Raw genomic sequence first — 18,270 nt, forward strand, 5'->3', positions numbered from 1 at the left:
ATGCAGCAGCAGGTCTCCGGTGTCGTGTGGGTCCTGACCGTAGCCTTCATCGTCGGACTCCTGCTTTTCGACTTCTTCTTCCACGTCCGCAAGGCACACATCCCGACGCTGCGCGAGGCGTCACTGTGGACCTCGATCTACGTGTCGATCGCGATCCTCTTCGGCGTGGGCGTCTGGGTGTTCGGCGGCTCCACCATGGGCGCGGAGTACTTCGCGGGGTACATCACCGAGGAAGCCCTCTCGGTCGACAACCTCTTCGTCTTCCTGCTGCTGCTGAGCAGCTTCAAGGTGCCGCGCGCGGACCAGCAGAAGGTGCTGCTCTTCGGCATCGTGGTGTCGCTGCTGGCGCGGACCGGGTTCATCCTGCTCGGCGCCGCGCTGATCAACTCGTTCGCCTGGATCTTCTACATCTTCGGGCTGATCCTGCTGGTCACCGCGGGCAACCTGCTGCGGGAGAAGCACGAGGACGAGGACGCGGCGCCGGACAACATCATCATCCGGCTGGCCCGCCGGTTCCTGCGCACCTCGGACACGTACGACGGGGACAAGCTGTTCACGTATCAGGACGGCCGCCGGGTGCTGACCCCGATGCTGCTGGTCATGGTCGCGATCGGCGGCACCGACATCCTGTTCGCCCTGGACTCGATCCCGGCCATCTTCGGGCTCACCCAGAACGTCTACCTGGTCTTCACCGCGACGGCGTTCTCACTGCTCGGGCTCCGGCAGCTCTACTTCCTGATCGACGGGCTGCTCGACCGCCTCGTCTTCCTGTCGTACGGTCTCGCCGCGATCCTCGCGCTGATCGGCGTGAAGCTGGTCCTGCACGCCCTGCACGAGAACAACGTGCCGTTCATCAACGGCGGCGAGCCGGTCGACGTGACCGAGATCCCCACCGCGGTCTCGCTGGGCATCATCATCGGCGTGCTGGTGATCACTGTGGTGGCGTCGCTGCTGAGCCCGAAGGGGCGGGCACGCACCTCGGTCACCGCGGCGCGCCGGCACGCCACCGAGTTCCTCGACATCGAGACCGACCCGGCGTACTGCGACGAGATCTACCACCGGCTGCTGACCGAGGAGGAGAACCTCCGGCAGCTGCCGGAGCGGTACCGGTCGCGGATCCGGCAGGAGTCCGAGCTGATGGACCTGCTGCGCCGGGCGCACCAGGTCCACGCCGAACGGGTCGCCGAGGGCCGCTGCTTCGCTCCCTCGTCGAGTTGATCAGCGGCGCTCGTTGTCCGGCGGGCTGAGGAACGCCGAGAGGTTGGTGGTCTGTCCCTCGTCCGGCGAGTTCGACACCAGGCTCGCGACCCGGGCGGCCAGGCTCGCGGCGCGCGAGGCCAGGTCGGGCTCCGCGTAGCGGCTGTCCTGCTCGGCGCGGATGGCCTGCTCGGCACGCATGGCGTCGGCGGCGATGCCGGGACGCTCCGCGTAGGCGCGGCCGCCGGACGTCGGAGCCTGCTCGTAGGGCGCCTCGTGATAAACCGGCTGCTCGTAGGAGACCTGCTCGTAAGCGGGCTGCTCATAGACGGGCTGTTCGAACGAGGCCGGCTGGGTGAAGGAGACCGCGGCCGGGGCGTCGACCGGCTCGGGCTCGGCGAGGGGCGCGGGCACCGGCACCGAGCCGAGCAGCGTCACCGTCTGACCCTTGCCGCCCTGGTAGTTGGTGAACTCCGGCCCGATCACCAGCCGCGACAGCATCCGGGCCTGCGGCGTCGGCACCCCGATCTCGGCGGCGTTCTCCACCCGGAACCGTGCGATGGCCTGCCGGATCACGTTGGCCAGGCGGTCCGCGTCGCCGACCGTTGCCAGCTCGCCACCGGCGAAGACCAGGGCCGGGAAGCTGCCGGCCGGGCCGTTGCAGACCAGCTGGATCTGGGTGATCGTGGCGGTCCTGCCGGTCTCCCGGTTGCCGGGTTGCACGCGCAGGTGCTGCGGCCAGAGCCAGAACATCTCGCCGCTACTCAGCGTCGCATCGGTCGCATACGTATAGCGCACGCGGCGGTCCGTGACGACGACGTCGGTCTCCTCCGGAAGGGTCCAGCGCGGTAGCGAGGACTCCTCGTCGAACGCGTACTCGGCGACGGCGCAGCGGCCTTGCCAGAGCACCCGCTCGCCACTGTCGAGCGGACCCAGGTCGGTGCCCGCTGCGGACAGGAAGTGCTGGTGGAACATGGTTGCCTTCCCCGTGGTCGCCACGAGATGGAAAACACGCGGCCGAAACGATTACAGCCGGGCATGCCCGGGTGTCGCCAGTCACCTGACGCGAATCACACTCTAACTTTGGAAATCGACATCAGGCGGTAACCCGAGCTGCACCATCGGCCCATAAGGCCATTACTTACGGTTACTGAAGAGCCCATCCGGCGGCAGCGGGGAGGCGACCGCCGTCGCGTCCGGCACCGGAGCGGCACCGCCGGCGAACCGATCAAGGTCGGTCTCCACCCGGCCCGGGAACCAGTCGCCCGCCGCGCGCCGGGTCAGCTCCGCGATCGGGAGCGGGGCCCGGCCCGCGATCATCACCAGGTTGCCGAAGCGGCGGCCCCGCAGCACGCCCGCGTCGGCGATCAGACAGGCCTCGGGCAGTGCGGCGCGGATCGTGGCGGCCTGGGCGCGGGCGTGCCGCAGGGGCGGGCCGTCGGCCACGTTGGCGATCAGCCACCCGGCCGGGTCCAGCACCCGGGCCACCTCCCGGATGAACTCGGCCGAGGCGAGGTGCGCGGGCGTACGGGCACCGGCGAACACATCCAGGACGACCACGTCGTAACCGCCGTCCCGCATGCCCTCCACCGCGGCTCGGGCGTCGGCGACGCGTACCCTGATGTTGGTGTTTGCCGCCAACGGCAGCTCCCGGCGCACCAGCTCGACCAGCGGTCCGTCGATCTCGACCACCCGCTGGGGTGAGCCGGGCCGGGTCGCCGCCAGATAGCGCGGCAGCGTGAGCGCGCCGCCGCCCAGGTGGAGCGCCCGCAGCGGACGCCCGGCGGGCGCTGCCAGGTCGAGCGCCGACGCCATCCGCCGCACGTATTCGAACTGCAGATGACCAGGGTCGGCGAGGTCGACGTGCGACTGCGGCGCGCCGTCGAGCAGCAGCGTCCAGGCGGTGTCCCGGTCCGGGTCGGGCTCCAGCTCGGCGACGCCCGAGGCGACCGTCTCCACCCGCCGCCGGGCCGTCCTGCGCTGTGCCATCGGGCCAGTATCCAGGGAGCAAATCGGTAGCACGCCGCAGGGAACCCAGGGATCACACGGGAAACTCCCGACGTATCCCGATGTGAGCGCATTCGATCAGACGTTGACCCGGCGTGGTGTCGTGGCCGGCGCGGCCGCGGTGACCGCGGCGGCCGTCGTGACCGGCGGTACGCCCGCCGCCGCGGCGCCCTCCGCGCCCTTCGCGTCGAACCCGGCTTCGTTCCTGCCCGCCGACCCGCTGCTGCACCTGCTGCGCCGGGCCACGTTCGGCCCCAGCCCGGCGTCGATCGCCGAGATCCGCAGGCTGGGCGTCACGGGCTGGCTGGACCGTCAGCTCAACCCGTCCGCCATTCCCGACAAGGTCGTCGACGGGCTGCTCACCCGGCTGCCGCTGAGCGGGCTCGGCATCGCCGAGATCCGCAACCAGGTGTCCGCGGGCAAGCTCAAGCAGTACAGCTGGGACCCGATGTGGCAGCTCGGCTTCGCCGCGGTCGGTCGGGCGATCTGGAGCGAGCGCCAGCTGTTCGAGGTGATGGCCGACTTCTGGAGCAACCACCTGAACGTCACCTGCCCGTACGGCGACGTCTGGGACAGCCGGATCGACTACGACCGCAACGTGATCCGCAAGTACGCGCTCGGTACGTTCGCCGACCTGCTCAAGGCGTCGGCGCGGCACCCGGCGATGCTGACGTATCTGGACAACCGGTACTCGACGAAGGCCGCCCCGAACGAGAACTACGGGCGGGAACTGCTGGAGCTGCACACGGTCGGGCTGGCGTACACGGAGGCGGACGTGAAGAACGCGGCCCGGCTGCTCACCGGCCTGACCGTCGATCACGCCACGGGCCGGTACCGGTACGACGGGACCGCCCACGCGGTCGGCGCGGTCCGGGTGCTCGCGTTCCAGCACGCCAACGCCACCACGACCGGCGGCGAGGTGGCGGCACTGGCGCTCCTGGACTACCTGGCCCTGCATCCGGCCACGGCGCGCCGGATCGTCACGAAGCTCTGCGTCCGGTTCGTCGCCGACGAGCCGCCGGCCACCCTGATCACCACGCTGGTCAAGGTGTACCTGGACAACAAGTCCGCGATCGTGCCGGTGCTGCGGGCGCTGTTCACGTCGGCGGAGTTCAGCGCGTCGATCGGTGCGAAGACGCGTACGCCGCTGGAGGACCTGGCCGCGACCGTGCGCACCCTCGGCTACGGCCCGGCGACCAGCGGCACGAAGTTCCTGGAGAGCCTGTACTGGATGGCCCGGGACGCCGGCCAGGCGCCGCTGTTCTGGGGGCCGCCGAACGGCTACCCGGACGTCGCGGCCGCCTGGGACTCGCCGTCGGGGCTGCTGGTGCGGTGGAACTTCCACCTCTCCATCGCGGCCGGCTGGTGGCCGGACACGCTGGTCCGGCCCGCGGCGCTGCTGACCGGGATGGTGGGCGCGCTGCCGGCCACGTACGGCGCGCTGATCGAGGCGGTCAGCACCCGGCTGCTGGGCGTCACGCCGTCGGCTCAGCAGATCGCCGCGCTGGCCGAGTTCTACGGCAAGACGCCGGCCTCGCCCCTGAAGTCGAACGACCCGGCCGCCGGCTGGATGTTCCCGTACCTGATGGGGATGCTGCTGAACTCCCCGTCCTTCGCCCTGAGGTGAGCACCGAGATGACCTGTGAATGCGAGGAGTCCCGCCGGGCGACGTTGTCCCGGCGCCGCCTGCTGGCCGCCGGAGCGGCGGGCATGGTCGCCGGCCTGGCCGGCACCAGCGTCGCGTACGCCGCCGACCCCGCCTACACCGGTGACGTGCTGGTGCTGCTCTCGCTGCGCGGCGGCTTCGACGGCCTCTCCGCGGTGGTACCGGCCGGCGACCCCGCCTACTACACCTCGCGCCCGTCCATCGCGGTGCCGAAGGCGCAGCTGATCGGCGGCGACTCGTTCTTCGGGCTGCACCCGGCGCTGGCGCCGCTGCTGCCGTACTGGACGTCCGGGAAACTTGCCGCCGTGCAGGCCGCCGGCCAGCCCGCGCCGAACCGGTCGCACTTCTCCGCCATGGAGGAGCTGGAGCGGGCCGCGCCGGGCACCTCGGTCCGGACCGGCTGGCTGAACCGGATGCTCGGCTCGCTCGGCTCGACCAACCCGTTCCAGGGTGTCGCCATGGGCACCGCCCGGCCGGCCCGGGTGCTGGGCGGCCCGGCGCCGTACCTCAGCCTGACCGGGGTCGACGACCTCCAGCTCACCGGCGACCAGGCGGACCGGCCGATCGCCGCGACCATGTCGAAGCTGTACGCCGGAGCGCCGCCGGTGCTGGCCCGGACCGCCGGGCAGCTCACCGGTGCGCTGGCGCGCGGCGCCCAGCTGCGTGCCGCCGGGTACAAGCCCGCCAACGGCGCGGTCTACCCGTCGAGCGAGCTCGGCGAGGCGCTGCGCGACGTGGCCCGGCTGATCAAGTCGGGCGCCGGGCTGCGTAGCGCGACGGTCGACTCCGGCGACTGGGACATGCACGAGAACCTCGGGCCGGCGGTGGCCGGCCGGCGGATGTACGACCAGCTCAAGGCACTCGCCACGGCGCTCGCGGCGTTCGCGGCCGACCTCGGCGCCGACGTCCTGCGGCGGGTCACGCTGATCACGATCAGCGAGTTCGGCCGCCGGGTCGTGCAGAACGGCTCGGGCGGCCTGGACCACGGCTACGGCAACGTGATGTTCGTGCTCGGCGGCAACGTCCGGGGCGGCCGGGTCTACGGTCGCTGGCCCGGGCTCGCCACGGCGCAGCTGCGCGACGGCGACCTGGCGGTGACCACCGACTACCGGTCGGTGATCGGGGAGATCCTGCGGGCCCGGTGCGGTGTCGCCGACCTGGCCGGTGTCTTCCCGGGCGTGACGGCCACGTCGCTGGGAATCGTCGCCGCTCGCTGAACATGGCTATTTTCCCCAAAACCGGCATACGGTTCATGAGGCGCGTTCCACACTGATTCCAGCACAGGGAACGCGGAGGTGACCGGTGTCGAGCAACGTGCTGGCCGAGTTCATCGGCGGACAGCGGCGGCCGCTGGGGCCGCCGCATACGCGGGAGATGCCCGCCATACTGGCGGCCGCGCGAACGGCCGCGGGCCCGCCGCTACGGATCCGGCGGCACACCTCCGAGGAGGGCGCGCCGTTCTGGCGCTGGGACTGCGACGGCTGCGGAGAGTACGGCGGCGGCCGGCACCACCAGGACACCGTCGGCCGGGCCCTGCGGCACTGCCGGGAGCACCCGGAGCACCGCTCGTCGCTGCTGCCGCCGATCCGGTGCCGCAAGCCCGACACCTACCTGCCGCTGCACCCCATGCTGTACGCCGTGGACGACGACCCACCGCCCGAGCCGCTGTCGGCCTGACTCACGGCCGGGTGTCGCCCTCACCGGTGCGCTTCTGCGCCTCGTCGACTCCACGGTCGACGTGCTCGGAGTACTTGTGGCCGGTGCGCTGGTCCACCACGTCACCGATCTTCTCCAGCGCCTGGTCCACCTGCTTGTCGTGCTTGTCGGCGAACTCCTTCGCCTTGTCCAGCAAGCCCATCCCGATTCCCCTCCTCGGTCAGCTGAGGTCTCTCGGCATCCCGATTACCCAGAATTCCGGCAACCTTGCGGAAGAGCGGGTCCGAAATGATCTCCGACAGCTCCGGGCCGAGCGGAATTCGCCAGTTCGGGTACTCGTCGAAGGTGCCGGGCAGGTTCGGCTGGCGGCGCTCCAGCAGGACGTCGTGCAGCGACGCGGTGACCAGCCTCGTGGGCGTCCGGGCCAGGAACCGGTGCATCGCGACCACGATCTCCTCGGTGGTCGCCTCCGGTTCGAGGAGACCCTCGCTGCGGAGCAGGTCGAGCAGCTGGTCGCGTTCCTTGCGCCAGTTCGCGCGCTCCTGCTCGACCGTGCCGGCGAGCTGGTTGAGCTCGGCACGCACCTCGACCTGCTCGCCGGCCAGGAAGCCCGCGGCGGTCGGCAGGTCGTGGGTGGAGATGCTGGCCAGCGCGTTGCGGGGATATCCGGCGGCGGGCAGGTAGTCGCCGTCGCCGTCGTAGTCACGGGCGAACCAGAGCACCGCCGAGCCGAGCATGTTCCGGCGGGCCAGGCCCGCGGTCATCTCGGGCAGCACGGTGCCCAGGTCCTCACCGATCACCACCGCACCGGCGCGGTACGCCTCCAGCGCCAGGATGCCGAGCATCGCCTCCGGGTCGTAGCGCACGTAGGTGCCCTCGGCGGCACCCATGCCCGGCGGTACCCACCACAGCCGCCAGAGCCCGGCCACGTGGTCGACGCGGAGCCCGCCCGCGTGCCGGAAGATCCGCCGCAGCATGTCCCGGTACGCGGCGTACCCGGTCTCGACGAGCCGGTCCGGGCGCCAGGCGGCCAGTCCCCAGTCCTGTCCCAGTTGGTTGAACGCGTCCGGTGGCGCCCCCGCGCGTACGCCCGGAGCCAGCACGTCCTGCAGCAGCCAGCCGTCCGCACCGGCCGGATCGATGCCGACCGCCAGGTCGTGCACGATGCCGACCGGCATCTGCCCGGCGGCCTCGTTGGCCGCCGCCAGCTGCTGCTCCAGCAGTTCCTGGATCCACGCGTGGAAGGCGACCCGCTCGCCGGCGTACGCACGCACCGGCGGTGAGTCCGGCCGGCGCAGCTCGGCCGGCCACTCCCGCCAGTTCGGGCCGTGCTCCTCGGCGAGCGCGCAGAACCGGGCGAAGTCGGTCAGCCCCGGGTCGCTGTCCAGGTCGACCGGCCCGGCCAGCGGCCAGAGCAGGTCGAGCGCCGCCAGTTTCGCCGCCAGCACCGCGTCGTAGTCGATCAGGCCGTCGGACGGCGGTTCCGGGCGCAGCGCGTCCACCCTGGCGCGCAGATCAGGATCGGCCCGCCGGTACTCCTCGGTGTCCGCCACCCGCAGGTAGAGCGGGTTCGCGAACCGCCGGCTGGACGGCGAGTACGGCGAGGCGGGCGGCGGCCGGGTCGGCGTGATCGCGTGCAGCGGGTTCAACAGGATCAGGCCCGGCCGGGCCGAGTCCGCGACGAACTCGCGCAGGTCACCGAGGTCGCCCATGCCCCACGACCGGGCCGAGTGCAGCGTGTAGAGCTGCAGCATCCAGCCCCAGGTCTCCGGCGCCTCGGGCAGCCGGTCCGGCACGACCACCAGCGTGATGTCCTGGTCGCCGACCCGCAGCCGGTGCCAGCCGAGCGGCAGATCCGCGGGGAGCTCGCCGACCTGCCGGGTGCCGCCGGCCTCCAGGGTGATCTCGCCGCGGGCGGGCAGCGGCCGGGTGTCACCGGCTCGCAGCACGACCGTGCCGGGCAGGCGCTGCTCCCGGTCGCGGCGCCGGACGTCGTCCAGCGCGGCGCGCACCGCCTGTGACGTGCTCGCGTCCACACCGAGCAGCCCGAGGACGCCGATCACCGACTCCGGCGCGATCTCGGTGCGTTTGCGCCGCCAGTTCTCGTACCACGTGGCCACACCGTGCGCTTCGGCGAGCGCCACCAGTTCCGGATCCATCCCCCACCTCTTCCGTTCGGTAACGACGTTCTTACCCGTTGCGCGCGTGGGTCAGCATTGAACACATGGCTGACGTGGTGAAGTGGTGGTCACGACTGGCGGCTGCGGTGACCGGGGCGGCGCTCGCCCTGGTGATCCCGGCATACGCCTGGGCAGCGAGCAACGGTGTGGCGGACATCGCCGTGGAGGCGGCGCGACGGCGCTCCCGCGGCTTGGGCTTCGGCTTCTTCGGGCTGCTCTGCTGCCTGGGCTTCCTGGCCCTGGTCGTATTGGCGATAGTGTTGATTTCCCGGAACCGCAAGCGTCGCTGAGGAGCCGCGCCATAGCGTAAAGGGATGCGGATCGCGCTCGGAGCCGGTGTCGCGGTGGTGGCCCTGGTGCCGCTCGCCATCTCGGTGGCGGCCAATGCCACACCCGACAGGCTGATCTCCCAGCACCGGCCGGTCCTCGCCTCGTCGACGTCGAGTGTGTCCTGGGACGCCACCGGTGCCACCGACGGCGATCCGGGCACTCGCTGGTCCAGCGTGGCCGGGCCGGGCACGCAGTGGCTCCGGATCGACCTCGGTGCGGCCCAGGAGGTGCGCCGGGTGCGGCTGGCCTGGGCGGGGGAGTTCGCCGAGGCGTACCGGATCCAGCTCTCCGACAACGGTTCGGTGTGGACCGACGCCTATCGCACGGTGTCCGGCAACGGCGGTGTCGACGACGTGAAGAATCTCGCCGCGACCGGGCGCTACCTGCGGGTCCTGGCCACCCGGCGCGGGTCGGGCGGTGGCTACTCGCTGTGGGACGTCCGGGCGTACGGTCCCGGGCCGGCCGCTCCGATGACCGAGTCGGCGCCCGCCGCCCGGTCCGCCGGAGTGCCGGGCCCCGCCGCCGGCCTGAGCGCCGCGGCGAAGAAGGAGACCGCGCTGCAACTGGTCTCCAGCGCGGAGAACTCGACGCTGAACTGGCGGCGGGAGTACGGCTACATCGAGGACCTGGGCGACGGCCGCGGTTACACCGGTGGCATCGCGGGCTTCTGCTCCGGCACCGCGGACATGCTCGCGGTCGTCAGCGAGTACACCAAGCGCGAACCCGGCAACGCCCTGGCCCGCTATCTGCCCGCGCTGAGGGCGGTCGACGGCTCCGACTCGCACGAGGGCCTCGATCCGGGCTTCACCGGGGCGTGGCGCGAGGCCGCCGGTGACCCGGCCTTCCGCAGAGTGCAGGAGGACGCCCGGGACCGGATGTACTTCACCCCGGCGGTCCGGCTCGCCGAGGCGGACGGGCTGCGGGCGCTGGGACAGTTCGCCTACTTCGACGCGGCAATCATGCACGGCGCCGGCGGGCTGCGGGAGATCCGCCGGCGGGCTGCGGCCGCGCAACGGCCTCCGGCGCAGGGCGGGGACGAGATCACCTATCTGGTGGCGTTCCTGGACGCGAGGGCGGCCGAGATGCGTACGGAAGAGGCGCACAGCGACACCAGCCGCGTCGACACAGCGCAGCGCGCCTTCCTGCGGCACACCAACCTCGACCTGACCACACCACTCACCTGGTCGGTCTACGGCGACCGATACACCCTGGGCTAACCCTTGCGTGTGGAGTTCGGGCGCGTATAGAGGCCGAACTCCACACACTGTTTGAGGGTTAGGCCCGGGTCCACTTCTGGTTGGCGGTGCCGCCGCAGTCCCAGAGCTGGAGTCGCGCGCCGTTGCTGTTGTTCCACTCGGCGATGTCCACGCACCGGTTCGCGGAGACGTTCACCAGGTCGCCAGCGGCCGAGAGGGTGAACCGCTGCACCGGGTTGCCGTTGCAGGTGACCAGCTGGATCGGCGTGCCGTTGGCGAGCGCGCCGCCGGCCGGGTCCATGCACTTGCCCATCGCGCGCAGCGTGCCGTCGCCGTTGAACGTCCACTGCTGCGCGGCCGAGCCGTTGCAGTCCCACATCTGCAGCCGCGCGCCGTCGACCGGGTTGGCGCTGGGGATGTCGATGCAGCGGCCGTTGAAGTTGCTCTTCAGCGCGTTGCCACCACTCGGCGGTGGTGTCGTGGTGGAGGTGCTGACGTGCACGTAGTCGATCAGCATCCGGCTCTCGGCCGGCAGACCGGCCGGGTTGCCCTGGCCGAAGTTACCGCCGACGGCAAGGTTGAGGATGATGAAGAACGAGTGGTTGAACACCCAGTTGACGTTGCCCTTGGCCGCTCGCAGCGACTCCGGGGTGGCACGGAAGAACTCCCGGCCGTCCACGGTCCAGACGATCAGGTTCGGCGACCAGTCGACGGCGTAGGTGTGGAAGGCCTGGTACCACGGCGTGCCGGAGTTGACGATGCCGCCGAACGAGTTGCCGCCGGAGTATCCCGGGCCGTGCAGGGTGCCGAACAGCTGGTTGGGCTCGCGGCCGACGACCTCCATGATGTCGATCTCGCCGTCGGTCGGCCAGTTGCCTCCGCCGAGCATCCAGAAGGCGGGCCAGAGACCGGAGCCGTTGGGGACCTGGATGCGGGCCTCGATGTGGCCGTACTGCTGGGTGAACTTGCCGGCGGTCTGGATCCGGCCGGAGGTGAACTGGCAGGTGCCGTTCCAGCAGTTGTTGCCGCCGCTGCCCTTGCGGGCGGTGATGACCAGGTGGCCCTGGCCGTCCATGGCGACGTTGCTGGTGCCGCTGGTGTAGTACTGCAACTCCTGGTTGCCCCAGCCGCTGCCGCCGGTGTCGAAGTTCCATTTCGAGGTGTCGACTCCGGTGCCGGCCGCGCCGTTGAAGTCTTCGTTCCAGACGACGGCCGCTTCGGCCCGGTCACTTCGTGAGGCGACGGTCAGGCCGGCGCTGAGTGCTACGACGACGACAGCCGCCGCGATGAGGAATCTTGATCTACGCATGGGGATCCTCCGGGGGAGAGGGAACCGTTTCTCGTAACAGTCTTTAAAGTTCGACTGTCATCGGTCAATGGAGACGGGTTCCGGAACCCCGGATAACAGGGATTTTCAGACTTTCTGAAACAGTCCCGGCACTAGCGGCGGCTGCCAGCCGGGCAGCGAGGTGTGCAGCTCACGGACGCGGTAGACGACGCCGTCGTAGCGGACGTACTTGCCGGCCTTGTATGTGGTGTACGTCTTCCAGTTCGTCGCCTGGACGGTGACGCGTGCCGAGACGCGGACGTAGTCGACCAGCATGGTGTCCGGATTGCGGCCGCCGGAGCCGCTGTTCAGGGCCAGCAGTAGCGGCTGCCCGCCGGACTGCGGCGTGAACCTCAGGACCTTGCGGCCGTCGACCGACCAGACCAGCGCGGTGGGCGACCAGTCGATCACGTACGTGTGGAAGTCGAACCCGTCGACCTGATCGTCGCCGAGCACCTCGACCTGCCCGGCGGGGAGCTGCCCGTTCGCGGTCAGGACGCCCAGGGCTCGCCAGGCGCCGCCGTCGCGGTCCATCCGGATCCGGGCCTCGGCACGGCCGGACGTCTGCGTGATGGGCTTCTGCGCCTGCATCCGGGTGGCCAGCCAGAGCTGGCCGTCACCGGTCAGCTGGGCGCTGCGGGGATCGCCGGCGACCACCCACTTGGCGCTGTTCGGCGCGTTGCCCACGGAGCCGGTGAACTCGTCGCTGAGCACGGAGCGGCTCACCGTGTCGGCGCGAACGGCCGTCTCCGGGACGGCGATGCCCGCGACGAGGACAGCCGCAGCCGTCAGCCACCGGAGCACGCGCGCGCTTCTCACCCTGACCCCCACCCTCGACCAACCCGTGCACTCTGCTCAAGGAAGGGGGTTCAGGGCAAGAGCAATCACCAAAAATTCAGTCGTAGTCCGGGGCGCGGGTCTCGTGCATGGCCAGTTCCTCGGCACTCGCGCCGCCACCGGCCGCGCCCGCGTCGTACGCCACGCTGTCCGGCTCGTCGTCCCAGCCCGAGCCCTCGTCCGGTGCCACCAGGCGGCCCACCGGGCGCGGGTCCTCGTCGTCGAGCTGGCCGTCGTCGTAGAGCGAGACCTGTGACGCCGGGTCCGAGGTCGGGCTCGCCTCCCAGACGTCCCGGTCGAAATTGCGCTGCTCCGGGTCGTCGACGGTCTCGTCGAACGGGTCGCGGCGCGGCGGGTTGGCGGGTTCGGCGCCGAAGTCCGGCTCCTCCTGCCGCAGGCGCCGGTCGAGCGACTCGCCCTGCCGCTGCTCCTCGGCGGTGTCCCCGAACCGGTTGGAACCGCCGGGACCCACGCCGGCGAGTGCCGCCGGGTCCGGTCCGTCGCTCCAGCGCGGGCTGTTCACCTCGTCGTACGCCGTGGAGTCGTCGTCCGCGGTGTCCGGGAGTCCCGACGACTCCGGGTCGCTGACCTCGGTCGGGTAGTCGTTGTCTCGCATTCCCGCAATCTACCCACGCGCGGGGTCGGTCATACCGGCGTCGTCGCGCGGGCGCAGCGTTTCCGGCGGCTCCGCCTCCAGCAGCGCCCACACGACCTTCCCGCCCTCGAGCGGGAGGCGGCCCCAGCGGGACGACACCGAGTCGATCAGGAGCAGGCCACGTCCGCCGTACGACGTGGGTGCGACGGGGCCGGTGAACCGGGGCAGGGTGGTCGAGGAGTCCCGGACCGCCACGCTCATCGTGTCGCCGTGCAGGGCCACCAGGACGCTCATCGGCGTGCCGGCGTGCGCCACCACGTTGTTGACCATCTCGGTCACCACGATGCACGCGTTGCCGGCCAGGTCGGGCTGCTCCCACCGGCCGCACGCCTCGGTGATCAGCTCCCGCGAGCGGCGGGCCGCGCCGACCACCGGCTCCAGGTCGAGGCTGATCCGGTGCCGGGGCTCCGGGGTGCCCAGAGCGGCGAAGGCGCCCGCCGTGTCCGGCCAGAGCGGCCAGCCGCTCGGCTGCCAGGCGGCGCTGTCCAGCGAGCCGGAGAGCGCGAGGTGCGACCCGGGCCAGTCCCGGGTCTCGTCGAGGACCTCACGGAGCACCGCGACCGAGTCCACGTCCGTCACCCGCAGGCCGGTCACGTCGACCACCACCGCCTCGGGCTGGGTCGCCAGGACGTCGAGCAGCGCGGAGCGGATCGGCGCCGACGTCTCGCCGTCGAGCACCCCGATGAGCCGGACCAGCGGGTAGGTCTGGCCGCGGTCCACCTGGTGACGAACCTCGCTCGGCATGATCGCTCCATTGTGCATAACGCGCCCCCTCCTCGCATTTCGGCGTGCTTGAGGATTCGATGCCGCGGTCATCGCCAAATGGGCACAAACCTGTAAAAAGGGTCATTCGCGCTCACCGGGCACGGTGAGGAAGTACCCCGCCCGGTTGTTCTCATGCCTTCGTCTGATCAGGCTCGGCGGGCCAGGGCGGCAAGCACACTCTCGTGCAGCAGCCCGTTCGTGCCGACCACCGAGCTCTTGTCCACGGTCGGCCGGCCGTCCAGATCGGTGATCTTGCCGCCCGCCTCGGTGATGATCGGGATCAGCGCCGCCACGTCCCACAGCGACAGCTCCGGTTCGACCATCGCGTCCAGCGCGCCCTCGGCCAGCAGCATGTAGCCGTAGAAGTCCCCGTAGGCGCGGCTGCGCCACACGCCGAGCAGGATGTCCATCATCTGGTCGAGCCGGCCCATGTCGGCCCACCCGTTCAGGCTGGCGTAGCAGAAGCTGGCGTCGGTCAGCTTGCGCACCGACGAGACGCCGATCCGGGTCGCCGCGTGCTGGTGCTTCCCCGCGAACGCGCCCTGGCCGCGTGCCGCCCACCAACGCCGGCCCAGCGCCGGTGCGGAGACCAGCCCCACCACCGGGGTGTCGCCCTCCATCAGCGCGATCAGCGTGGCCCAGATGGGCACGCCGCGGACGAAGTTCTTGGTGCCGTCGATCGGGTCGATCACCCAATACCGGCTGTGCGGTCCGGCGGCGGCCGGCGTCCGTCCGAACTCCTCGCCCAGCATGCCGTCGCGCGGCCGGGCACGGGCCAGCGTGGAGCGGATCGCCTTCTCCACCGCGGTGTCGGCGTCGGAGACCGGTGTGAGGTCCGGCTTGGCCTCCACGGTCAGATCGAGCGCGCGGAACCGGGCCATCGAGATGCTGTCGGCCGTGTCGGCCAGCAGATGGGCAAGCGCAAGATCGTCCGAGTAACCAGCCATGCCGAAAAATTACAGGGTCAAATGCCCGGGCCGTCGTCGGCAGGCTGATCACGCACGTCACCCTCGCCTGCGCGAGAGCTCAACAGCCTCCGGTACGAGGCCAAGCGTCGCGGATCGGCGTGGCCATCCGCCACCCAGGCGTCCAGGCGGCACTCGGCGTCCGCGGCGGTGTGCCCGCAGTTGGGCTGGTCCTCCAGGGTGCCCTCGACCAGGTCCGGGAAGCCGTGCAGCAGGCTCTCCGCGCTCACGTGGGCCAGCCCGAAGCTGCGGATGCCGGGCGTGTCGATGATCCATCCGGGGTCCTTGCGGGACCTGCCGACCGCGGGCAGCCGCAGCGCCACCGCGCTCGTCGAGGTGTGCCGGCCCTTGCCGATCGCGCTCACCGCGCCGACCGCACGCAGCGCGTCCGGCACCAGCCGGTTCACCAGCGTCGACTTGCCCACGCCGGAGTGGCCGACGAGCACCGAGATCCGGTTGGCGAGGCGCCCGCGCAGCTCGGCCAGGTCGCTGCCCGGCCGCACCAAGACGTACGGCAGGTCGAGCTCGGCGTAGTAGTCCAGCACCTGCTCCGGGCCGGCCAGGTCGGCCTTGGTGAGGCAGAGCAGCGGTTCGACGTCCGCGTCGTACGCCGCGACCAGGCACCGGTCGATGAACCCGGTCCGCGGCGGCGGGTCGGACAGCGCGCTGACGATCACCAGCTGGTCGGCGTTCGCCACGACGACCCGCTCCAGCCGGCCCTCGGGTGTGGTGTCGTCGTCGTCCGCGGTCCGGCGCAGCACCGAGGTGCGCTCGCCGATCCGCACGATCCGGGCCAGCGCGCCGGGTGCGCCGGACACGTCGCCGACCAGCGCCACCCGGTCGCCCACCACCACCGACTTGCGGCCCAGCTCGCGGGCGCGCATCGCGGTGATCACGTCGGTGCCGCCGGTGTCCTCGCGCACGCATCCATACCGCCCGCGGTCCACCGTGATCACCAGAGCGTCCACGGCGTCGTCGTGCTTGGGCCGCAACCGGGTACGCGGGCGCGACGAACGGCCCGGCCGGATCCGGACGTCGTCCTCGTCGTACTCCCGCTTACGGCCTGGCAGATCTAGCTCCTCGCCACGAGTCCCGCCCAGAGTTCGGGGAACTCGGGCAATGTCTTCGACGTACAACCTACGTCGGCGAGTTCAATGCCCGGCACGGCGAGGCCGATTACGGCGGCGGCGTGTGCCATTCGGTGATCCGCGTACGTCTCGAAGGTGGTGCTGTGCAGCGGCCGCGGCGTGATGCGCAGACCGTCCGGGAACTCGGTGACCTCGGCGCCGGCCTTGCCGAGCTCGGTGGCGAGCGCCCGGATCCGGTCGGTCTCGTGCCCGCGGATGTGCTCCACCCCGCGCAGCTCGGACGGGCCGTCGGCGAGCGCGGCGAGCGCCGACACCACCGGGGTCAGCTCGCTCACCTCGGACAGGTCGGCGGTGATGCCGTGCAGCGAGCCGGTGCCGCGGACGGTCAGTCCGTCAGCCGTGCGGGTGACCTCGGCACCCAGCCCGGCGAGCAGCTCGGTGAGCCGCTCCACCGGTTGCCAGCTCTCGGCCGGCCAGCCGGCCAGGGTGACCGTGCCGCCGGTGACCATGGCGGCGGCGAAGAACGGCGCCGCCCCGGACAGGTCGGGCTCGATCGTCCAGGTGCGGCCGCGCAGGGTGCCCGGCTCGACCGTCCACACGTCGGGCACGCTCTCGTCGACCACGGCGCCGGCCGCGCGCAGCATGTGCGTGGTCATCCGCAGGTGCGGCGCGGACGGGACCGGTGGTCCCTCGTGCCGCAGCACCAGCCCCTTGGTGAACCGCGGCGCCGACAGCAAAAGCCCGGAGACGAACTGGCTCGACCCGGACGCGTCGATGACCGCCTCGCCGCCCTCGACCAGCCCGGCGCCGCGCACGGTCAGCGGTAGCCCACCGGTCGCCGACGCGTCGATCGCCACCCCGAGCGAGCGCAGCGCCTCGACGATCGGGCGCAGCGGCCGGTTGCGCGCATGCGGGTCACCGTCGAACTCGACAGTGCCGTCAGCCAGCGCCGCGGCCGGCGGCAGGAAGCGCATGATCGTGCCGGCCAGGCCCACGTCGACCCGGGCCGGTCCACGCAGCGGGCCGGGCTCCACGAGCCAGCGGTCGTCGGCGCTGGTGTCGACGCCGACGCCGAGCGCGCGCAGGCCGGCGGACATCAGCGTGGTGTCGCGGGCCCGCAGCGGCGCCTCGATCACCGAGGGCCCGTCGGCGAGGGCGGCGAGGATGAGGGCACGCGCGGTCATCGACTTCGAGCCGGGCAGCCGCACGGTCGCGGTCACCGGTCCGGACGCGGAGGGCGCGAGCCAGGGGCGAGGTTCAGCAGTCACGACGGCCATTCTGCCGCCGCGCACCGACATTTCCCGGCGCCATTCCCGTCCCCCGAGACGCGCGCCGCCCCATTACCTCGATTTCGTGACGCCCACCCGCTCGTCCCCAACGCCGGTTCGTCCACAGCCCGCCCGCCGCCGGCCCGAGTTTTCCACCAGGCTGTTTGCGGGGGCTACCCCCTGGGAGGGCGGGATCTGGGGAGGGCGGGATCTGGGGAGGGCGGCGGGAGGAGGGCGGCGGGCGGAGGGCTGCGGTGGGGCGGCAGGTGGACGAGGGCGCGATGAGTGGAGGACGGCGGCGGGCGGAGGGACGGTGGTGGGGCGGCAGGTGGGCGTGGGCAGTGGGAGGGCGGCGGGCGGAGGGCGGTTCGGCGTAGCGTGCACGCCATGTGCGGCCGATACGCGACCACCCGGAGCAATGCCGACCTCAGTACGTTTTTCGAGGCCGTCGACGTGGCCGAGCCGCTGCGCCCGAGTTGGAACGTGGCGCCGACCGATCCGGTGCCGCTGGTGCGGATGTCGCGCAGTCATGCGGGTCGGGTGGTCGACACCGCGCGCTGGGGTCTGGTGCCGCCGTGGGCGCCCGACCTGCGCGGTGGTGCTCGCATGATCAACGCGCGGGCCGAGACGGTGGCGACGCTGCGGTCGTTCGCGCCGGCTTTTGCCAAGCGGCGTTGTCTGATTCCGGCCGACGGCTGGTTCGAGTGGGTGCGGGACGGCAAGCGGAAGCAGGCGTTCTACATGACGCCGGCCGGTGGTGAGCCGCTCGCGTTCGCCGGTCTGTGGTCGGCGTGGGGCCCGGAGTCGGTGCTGACCTGCAGTGTCGTGACCACCGCGGCGGCCGGTGGGCTGGCCCGGGTGCACGATCGGATGCCGCTGATCCTGCCGGCCGCGCGCTGGTCCGCCTGGCTGGCCGGCGGAGGCGATCCGGAGAGCCTGCTGCGGCCGCTCACCGAGCGTGAGTTGGCGGCGATCGAAGTGCGCGCTGTGGGCCCTGATGTCGGTAATGTCCGGAACAACGATCCGGCCCTCCTGGAACCCGCACAAGAGGTGACTCTTTTCTGAACAACGGGGAATCCACGAAGGTCTTTGTCGGTTTATGCGTGTATTTGAAATTGACAACTTCGTTTCAA

Annotated in this window: 17 protein-coding genes and 1 pseudogene; 7 read left to right on the top strand and 11 right to left on the bottom strand. The window is 71.4% G+C overall.

Features of this window, described 5'->3' with window-relative positions:
• Nucleotides 1-954 (top strand): annotated as a pseudogene (locus AB0M02_RS02860) (TerC/Alx family metal homeostasis membrane protein); the annotation flags it as partial.
• Between the two features lie 264 nt (nt 955-1,218).
• On the opposite strand, the gene AB0M02_RS02865 reads toward AB0M02_RS02860, so the two are convergent.
• Together AB0M02_RS02865 and AB0M02_RS02870 are read right to left on the bottom strand one after the other, a co-directional pair.
• Entirely contained in the window at nt 1,219-2,172 is a 954-nt protein-coding gene (locus tag AB0M02_RS02865; protein ID WP_364220422.1) for a translation initiation factor 2, read from the bottom strand.
• 162 nt (nt 2,173-2,334) lie between these two features.
• Nucleotides 2,335-3,186: a fused MFS/spermidine synthase gene (locus tag AB0M02_RS02870; RefSeq protein ID WP_364220425.1), complete on the bottom strand. Its 852-nt coding sequence runs from the start codon at nt 3,184-3,186 to the stop codon at nt 2,335-2,337.
• Nucleotides 3,187-3,289: 103 nt separating this feature from the next.
• Between AB0M02_RS02870 and AB0M02_RS02875 the strand changes: the two genes are divergently transcribed.
• From AB0M02_RS02875 to AB0M02_RS02885, 3 genes are all read left to right on the top strand, one after another.
• The gene (locus AB0M02_RS02875) at nt 3,290-4,831 is read left to right on the top strand and encodes a DUF1800 domain-containing protein (protein WP_364220428.1); all 1,542 of its coding nucleotides are present in this window, start codon (nt 3,290-3,292) and stop codon (nt 4,829-4,831) included.
• 8 nt (nt 4,832-4,839) lie between these two features.
• Nucleotides 4,840-6,087: a DUF1501 domain-containing protein gene (locus AB0M02_RS02880; protein ID WP_364220431.1), complete on the top strand. Its 1,248-nt coding sequence runs from the start codon at nt 4,840-4,842 to the stop codon at nt 6,085-6,087.
• Nucleotides 6,088-6,172: 85 nt separating this feature from the next.
• The gene (locus AB0M02_RS02885; RefSeq protein WP_364220433.1) at nt 6,173-6,547 is read left to right on the top strand and encodes a hypothetical protein; all 375 of its coding nucleotides are present in this window, start codon (nt 6,173-6,175) and stop codon (nt 6,545-6,547) included.
• A 1-nt stretch (nt 6,548) separates the two neighbouring features.
• On the opposite strand, the gene AB0M02_RS02890 is transcribed toward AB0M02_RS02885, so the two are convergent.
• The gene (locus AB0M02_RS02890; RefSeq protein ID WP_364220436.1) at nt 6,549-6,728 is read right to left on the bottom strand and encodes an antitoxin; all 180 of its coding nucleotides are present in this window, start codon (nt 6,726-6,728) and stop codon (nt 6,549-6,551) included.
• Nucleotides 6,649-8,685, bottom strand: a complete 2,037-nt coding sequence (gene malQ / locus AB0M02_RS02895; protein ID WP_364220439.1) for a 4-alpha-glucanotransferase — start codon at nt 8,683-8,685, stop codon at nt 6,649-6,651. Before malQ ends, AB0M02_RS02890 begins: the two co-directional genes overlap by 80 nt.
• A gap of 65 nt (nt 8,686-8,750) precedes the next feature.
• Between malQ and AB0M02_RS02900 the strand changes: the two genes are divergently transcribed.
• Both AB0M02_RS02900 and AB0M02_RS02905 read left to right on the top strand, forming a co-directional pair.
• Nucleotides 8,751-8,996 (top strand): hypothetical protein, encoded by a 246-nt coding sequence (locus AB0M02_RS02900; RefSeq protein ID WP_364220442.1) that lies wholly within the window; start codon nt 8,751-8,753, stop codon nt 8,994-8,996.
• Between the two features lie 24 nt (nt 8,997-9,020).
• Entirely contained in the window at nt 9,021-10,253 is a 1,233-nt protein-coding gene (locus AB0M02_RS02905) for a chitosanase (RefSeq protein ID WP_364220445.1), read from the top strand.
• 58 nt (nt 10,254-10,311) lie between these two features.
• Here AB0M02_RS02905 and AB0M02_RS02910 read toward each other — a convergent pair whose 3' ends face one another.
• From AB0M02_RS02910 to aroA, 7 genes are all read right to left on the bottom strand, one after another.
• Nucleotides 10,312-11,541, bottom strand: a complete 1,230-nt coding sequence (locus AB0M02_RS02910; protein WP_364220448.1) for a family 16 glycosylhydrolase — start codon at nt 11,539-11,541, stop codon at nt 10,312-10,314.
• Nucleotides 11,542-11,646: 105 nt separating this feature from the next.
• A complete protein-coding gene (locus AB0M02_RS02915) occupies nt 11,647-12,363 on the bottom strand; it encodes a carbohydrate-binding protein (RefSeq protein ID WP_364220451.1) in 717 nt (238 codons plus the stop codon).
• Between the two features lie 91 nt (nt 12,364-12,454).
• Entirely contained in the window at nt 12,455-13,012 is a 558-nt protein-coding gene (locus tag AB0M02_RS02920) for a DUF5709 domain-containing protein (protein ID WP_364220454.1), read from the bottom strand.
• A gap of 9 nt (nt 13,013-13,021) precedes the next feature.
• Nucleotides 13,022-13,795: an STAS domain-containing protein gene (locus tag AB0M02_RS02925; protein WP_364220457.1), complete on the bottom strand. Its 774-nt coding sequence runs from the start codon at nt 13,793-13,795 to the stop codon at nt 13,022-13,024.
• Between the two features lie 167 nt (nt 13,796-13,962).
• The gene (hisN, locus tag AB0M02_RS02930; RefSeq protein WP_364220460.1) at nt 13,963-14,763 is read right to left on the bottom strand and encodes a histidinol-phosphatase; all 801 of its coding nucleotides are present in this window, start codon (nt 14,761-14,763) and stop codon (nt 13,963-13,965) included.
• A 17-nt stretch (nt 14,764-14,780) separates the two neighbouring features.
• Nucleotides 14,781-15,851, bottom strand: coding sequence for a ribosome small subunit-dependent GTPase A (gene rsgA / locus AB0M02_RS02935; RefSeq protein ID WP_364222502.1), 1,071 nt, complete (start codon nt 15,849-15,851; stop codon nt 14,781-14,783).
• 2 nt (nt 15,852-15,853) lie between these two features.
• A complete protein-coding gene (aroA, locus tag AB0M02_RS02940; RefSeq protein WP_364220463.1) occupies nt 15,854-17,146 on the bottom strand; it encodes a 3-phosphoshikimate 1-carboxyvinyltransferase in 1,293 nt (430 codons plus the stop codon).
• A gap of 378 nt (nt 17,147-17,524) precedes the next feature.
• Between aroA and AB0M02_RS02945 the strand changes: the two genes are divergently transcribed.
• Nucleotides 17,525-18,202 (top strand): SOS response-associated peptidase, encoded by a 678-nt coding sequence (locus AB0M02_RS02945; protein WP_364220465.1) that lies wholly within the window; start codon nt 17,525-17,527, stop codon nt 18,200-18,202.
• Nucleotides 18,203-18,270 lie beyond the last annotated feature (68 nt).

This window comes from Actinoplanes sp. NPDC051861 (assembly GCF_040681145.1).
Lineage (GTDB): Bacteria > Actinomycetota > Actinomycetes > Mycobacteriales > Micromonosporaceae > Actinoplanes.

What these genes read in the sequence shown, in the direction of transcription:
- AB0M02_RS02865 (WP_364220422.1), bottom strand. Translation starts at nt 2,172, where the DNA reads ATGTTCCACCAGCACTTCCTGTCCGCAGCGGGCACCGACCTGGGTCCG.
- AB0M02_RS02945 (WP_364220465.1), top strand. Translation starts at nt 17,525, where the DNA reads ATGTGCGGCCGATACGCGACCACCCGGAGCAATGCCGACCTCAGTACG.
- malQ (WP_364220439.1), bottom strand. Translation starts at nt 8,685, where the DNA reads ATGGATCCGGAACTGGTGGCGCTCGCCGAAGCGCACGGTGTGGCCACG.
- AB0M02_RS02900 (WP_364220442.1), top strand. Translation starts at nt 8,751, where the DNA reads ATGGCTGACGTGGTGAAGTGGTGGTCACGACTGGCGGCTGCGGTGACC.
- AB0M02_RS02890 (WP_364220436.1), bottom strand. Translation starts at nt 6,728, where the DNA reads ATGGGCTTGCTGGACAAGGCGAAGGAGTTCGCCGACAAGCACGACAAG.
- AB0M02_RS02880 (WP_364220431.1), top strand. Translation starts at nt 4,840, where the DNA reads ATGACCTGTGAATGCGAGGAGTCCCGCCGGGCGACGTTGTCCCGGCGC.
- hisN (WP_364220460.1), bottom strand. Translation starts at nt 14,763, where the DNA reads ATGGCTGGTTACTCGGACGATCTTGCGCTTGCCCATCTGCTGGCCGAC.
- aroA (WP_364220463.1), bottom strand. Translation starts at nt 17,146, where the DNA reads ATGGCCGTCGTGACTGCTGAACCTCGCCCCTGGCTCGCGCCCTCCGCG.
- AB0M02_RS02910 (WP_364220448.1), bottom strand. Translation starts at nt 11,541, where the DNA reads ATGCGTAGATCAAGATTCCTCATCGCGGCGGCTGTCGTCGTCGTAGCA.
- AB0M02_RS02870 (WP_364220425.1), bottom strand. Translation starts at nt 3,186, where the DNA reads ATGGCACAGCGCAGGACGGCCCGGCGGCGGGTGGAGACGGTCGCCTCG.
- AB0M02_RS02925 (WP_364220457.1), bottom strand. Translation starts at nt 13,795, where the DNA reads ATGCCGAGCGAGGTTCGTCACCAGGTGGACCGCGGCCAGACCTACCCG.
- AB0M02_RS02920 (WP_364220454.1), bottom strand. Translation starts at nt 13,012, where the DNA reads ATGCGAGACAACGACTACCCGACCGAGGTCAGCGACCCGGAGTCGTCG.
- AB0M02_RS02905 (WP_364220445.1), top strand. Translation starts at nt 9,021, where the DNA reads ATGCGGATCGCGCTCGGAGCCGGTGTCGCGGTGGTGGCCCTGGTGCCG.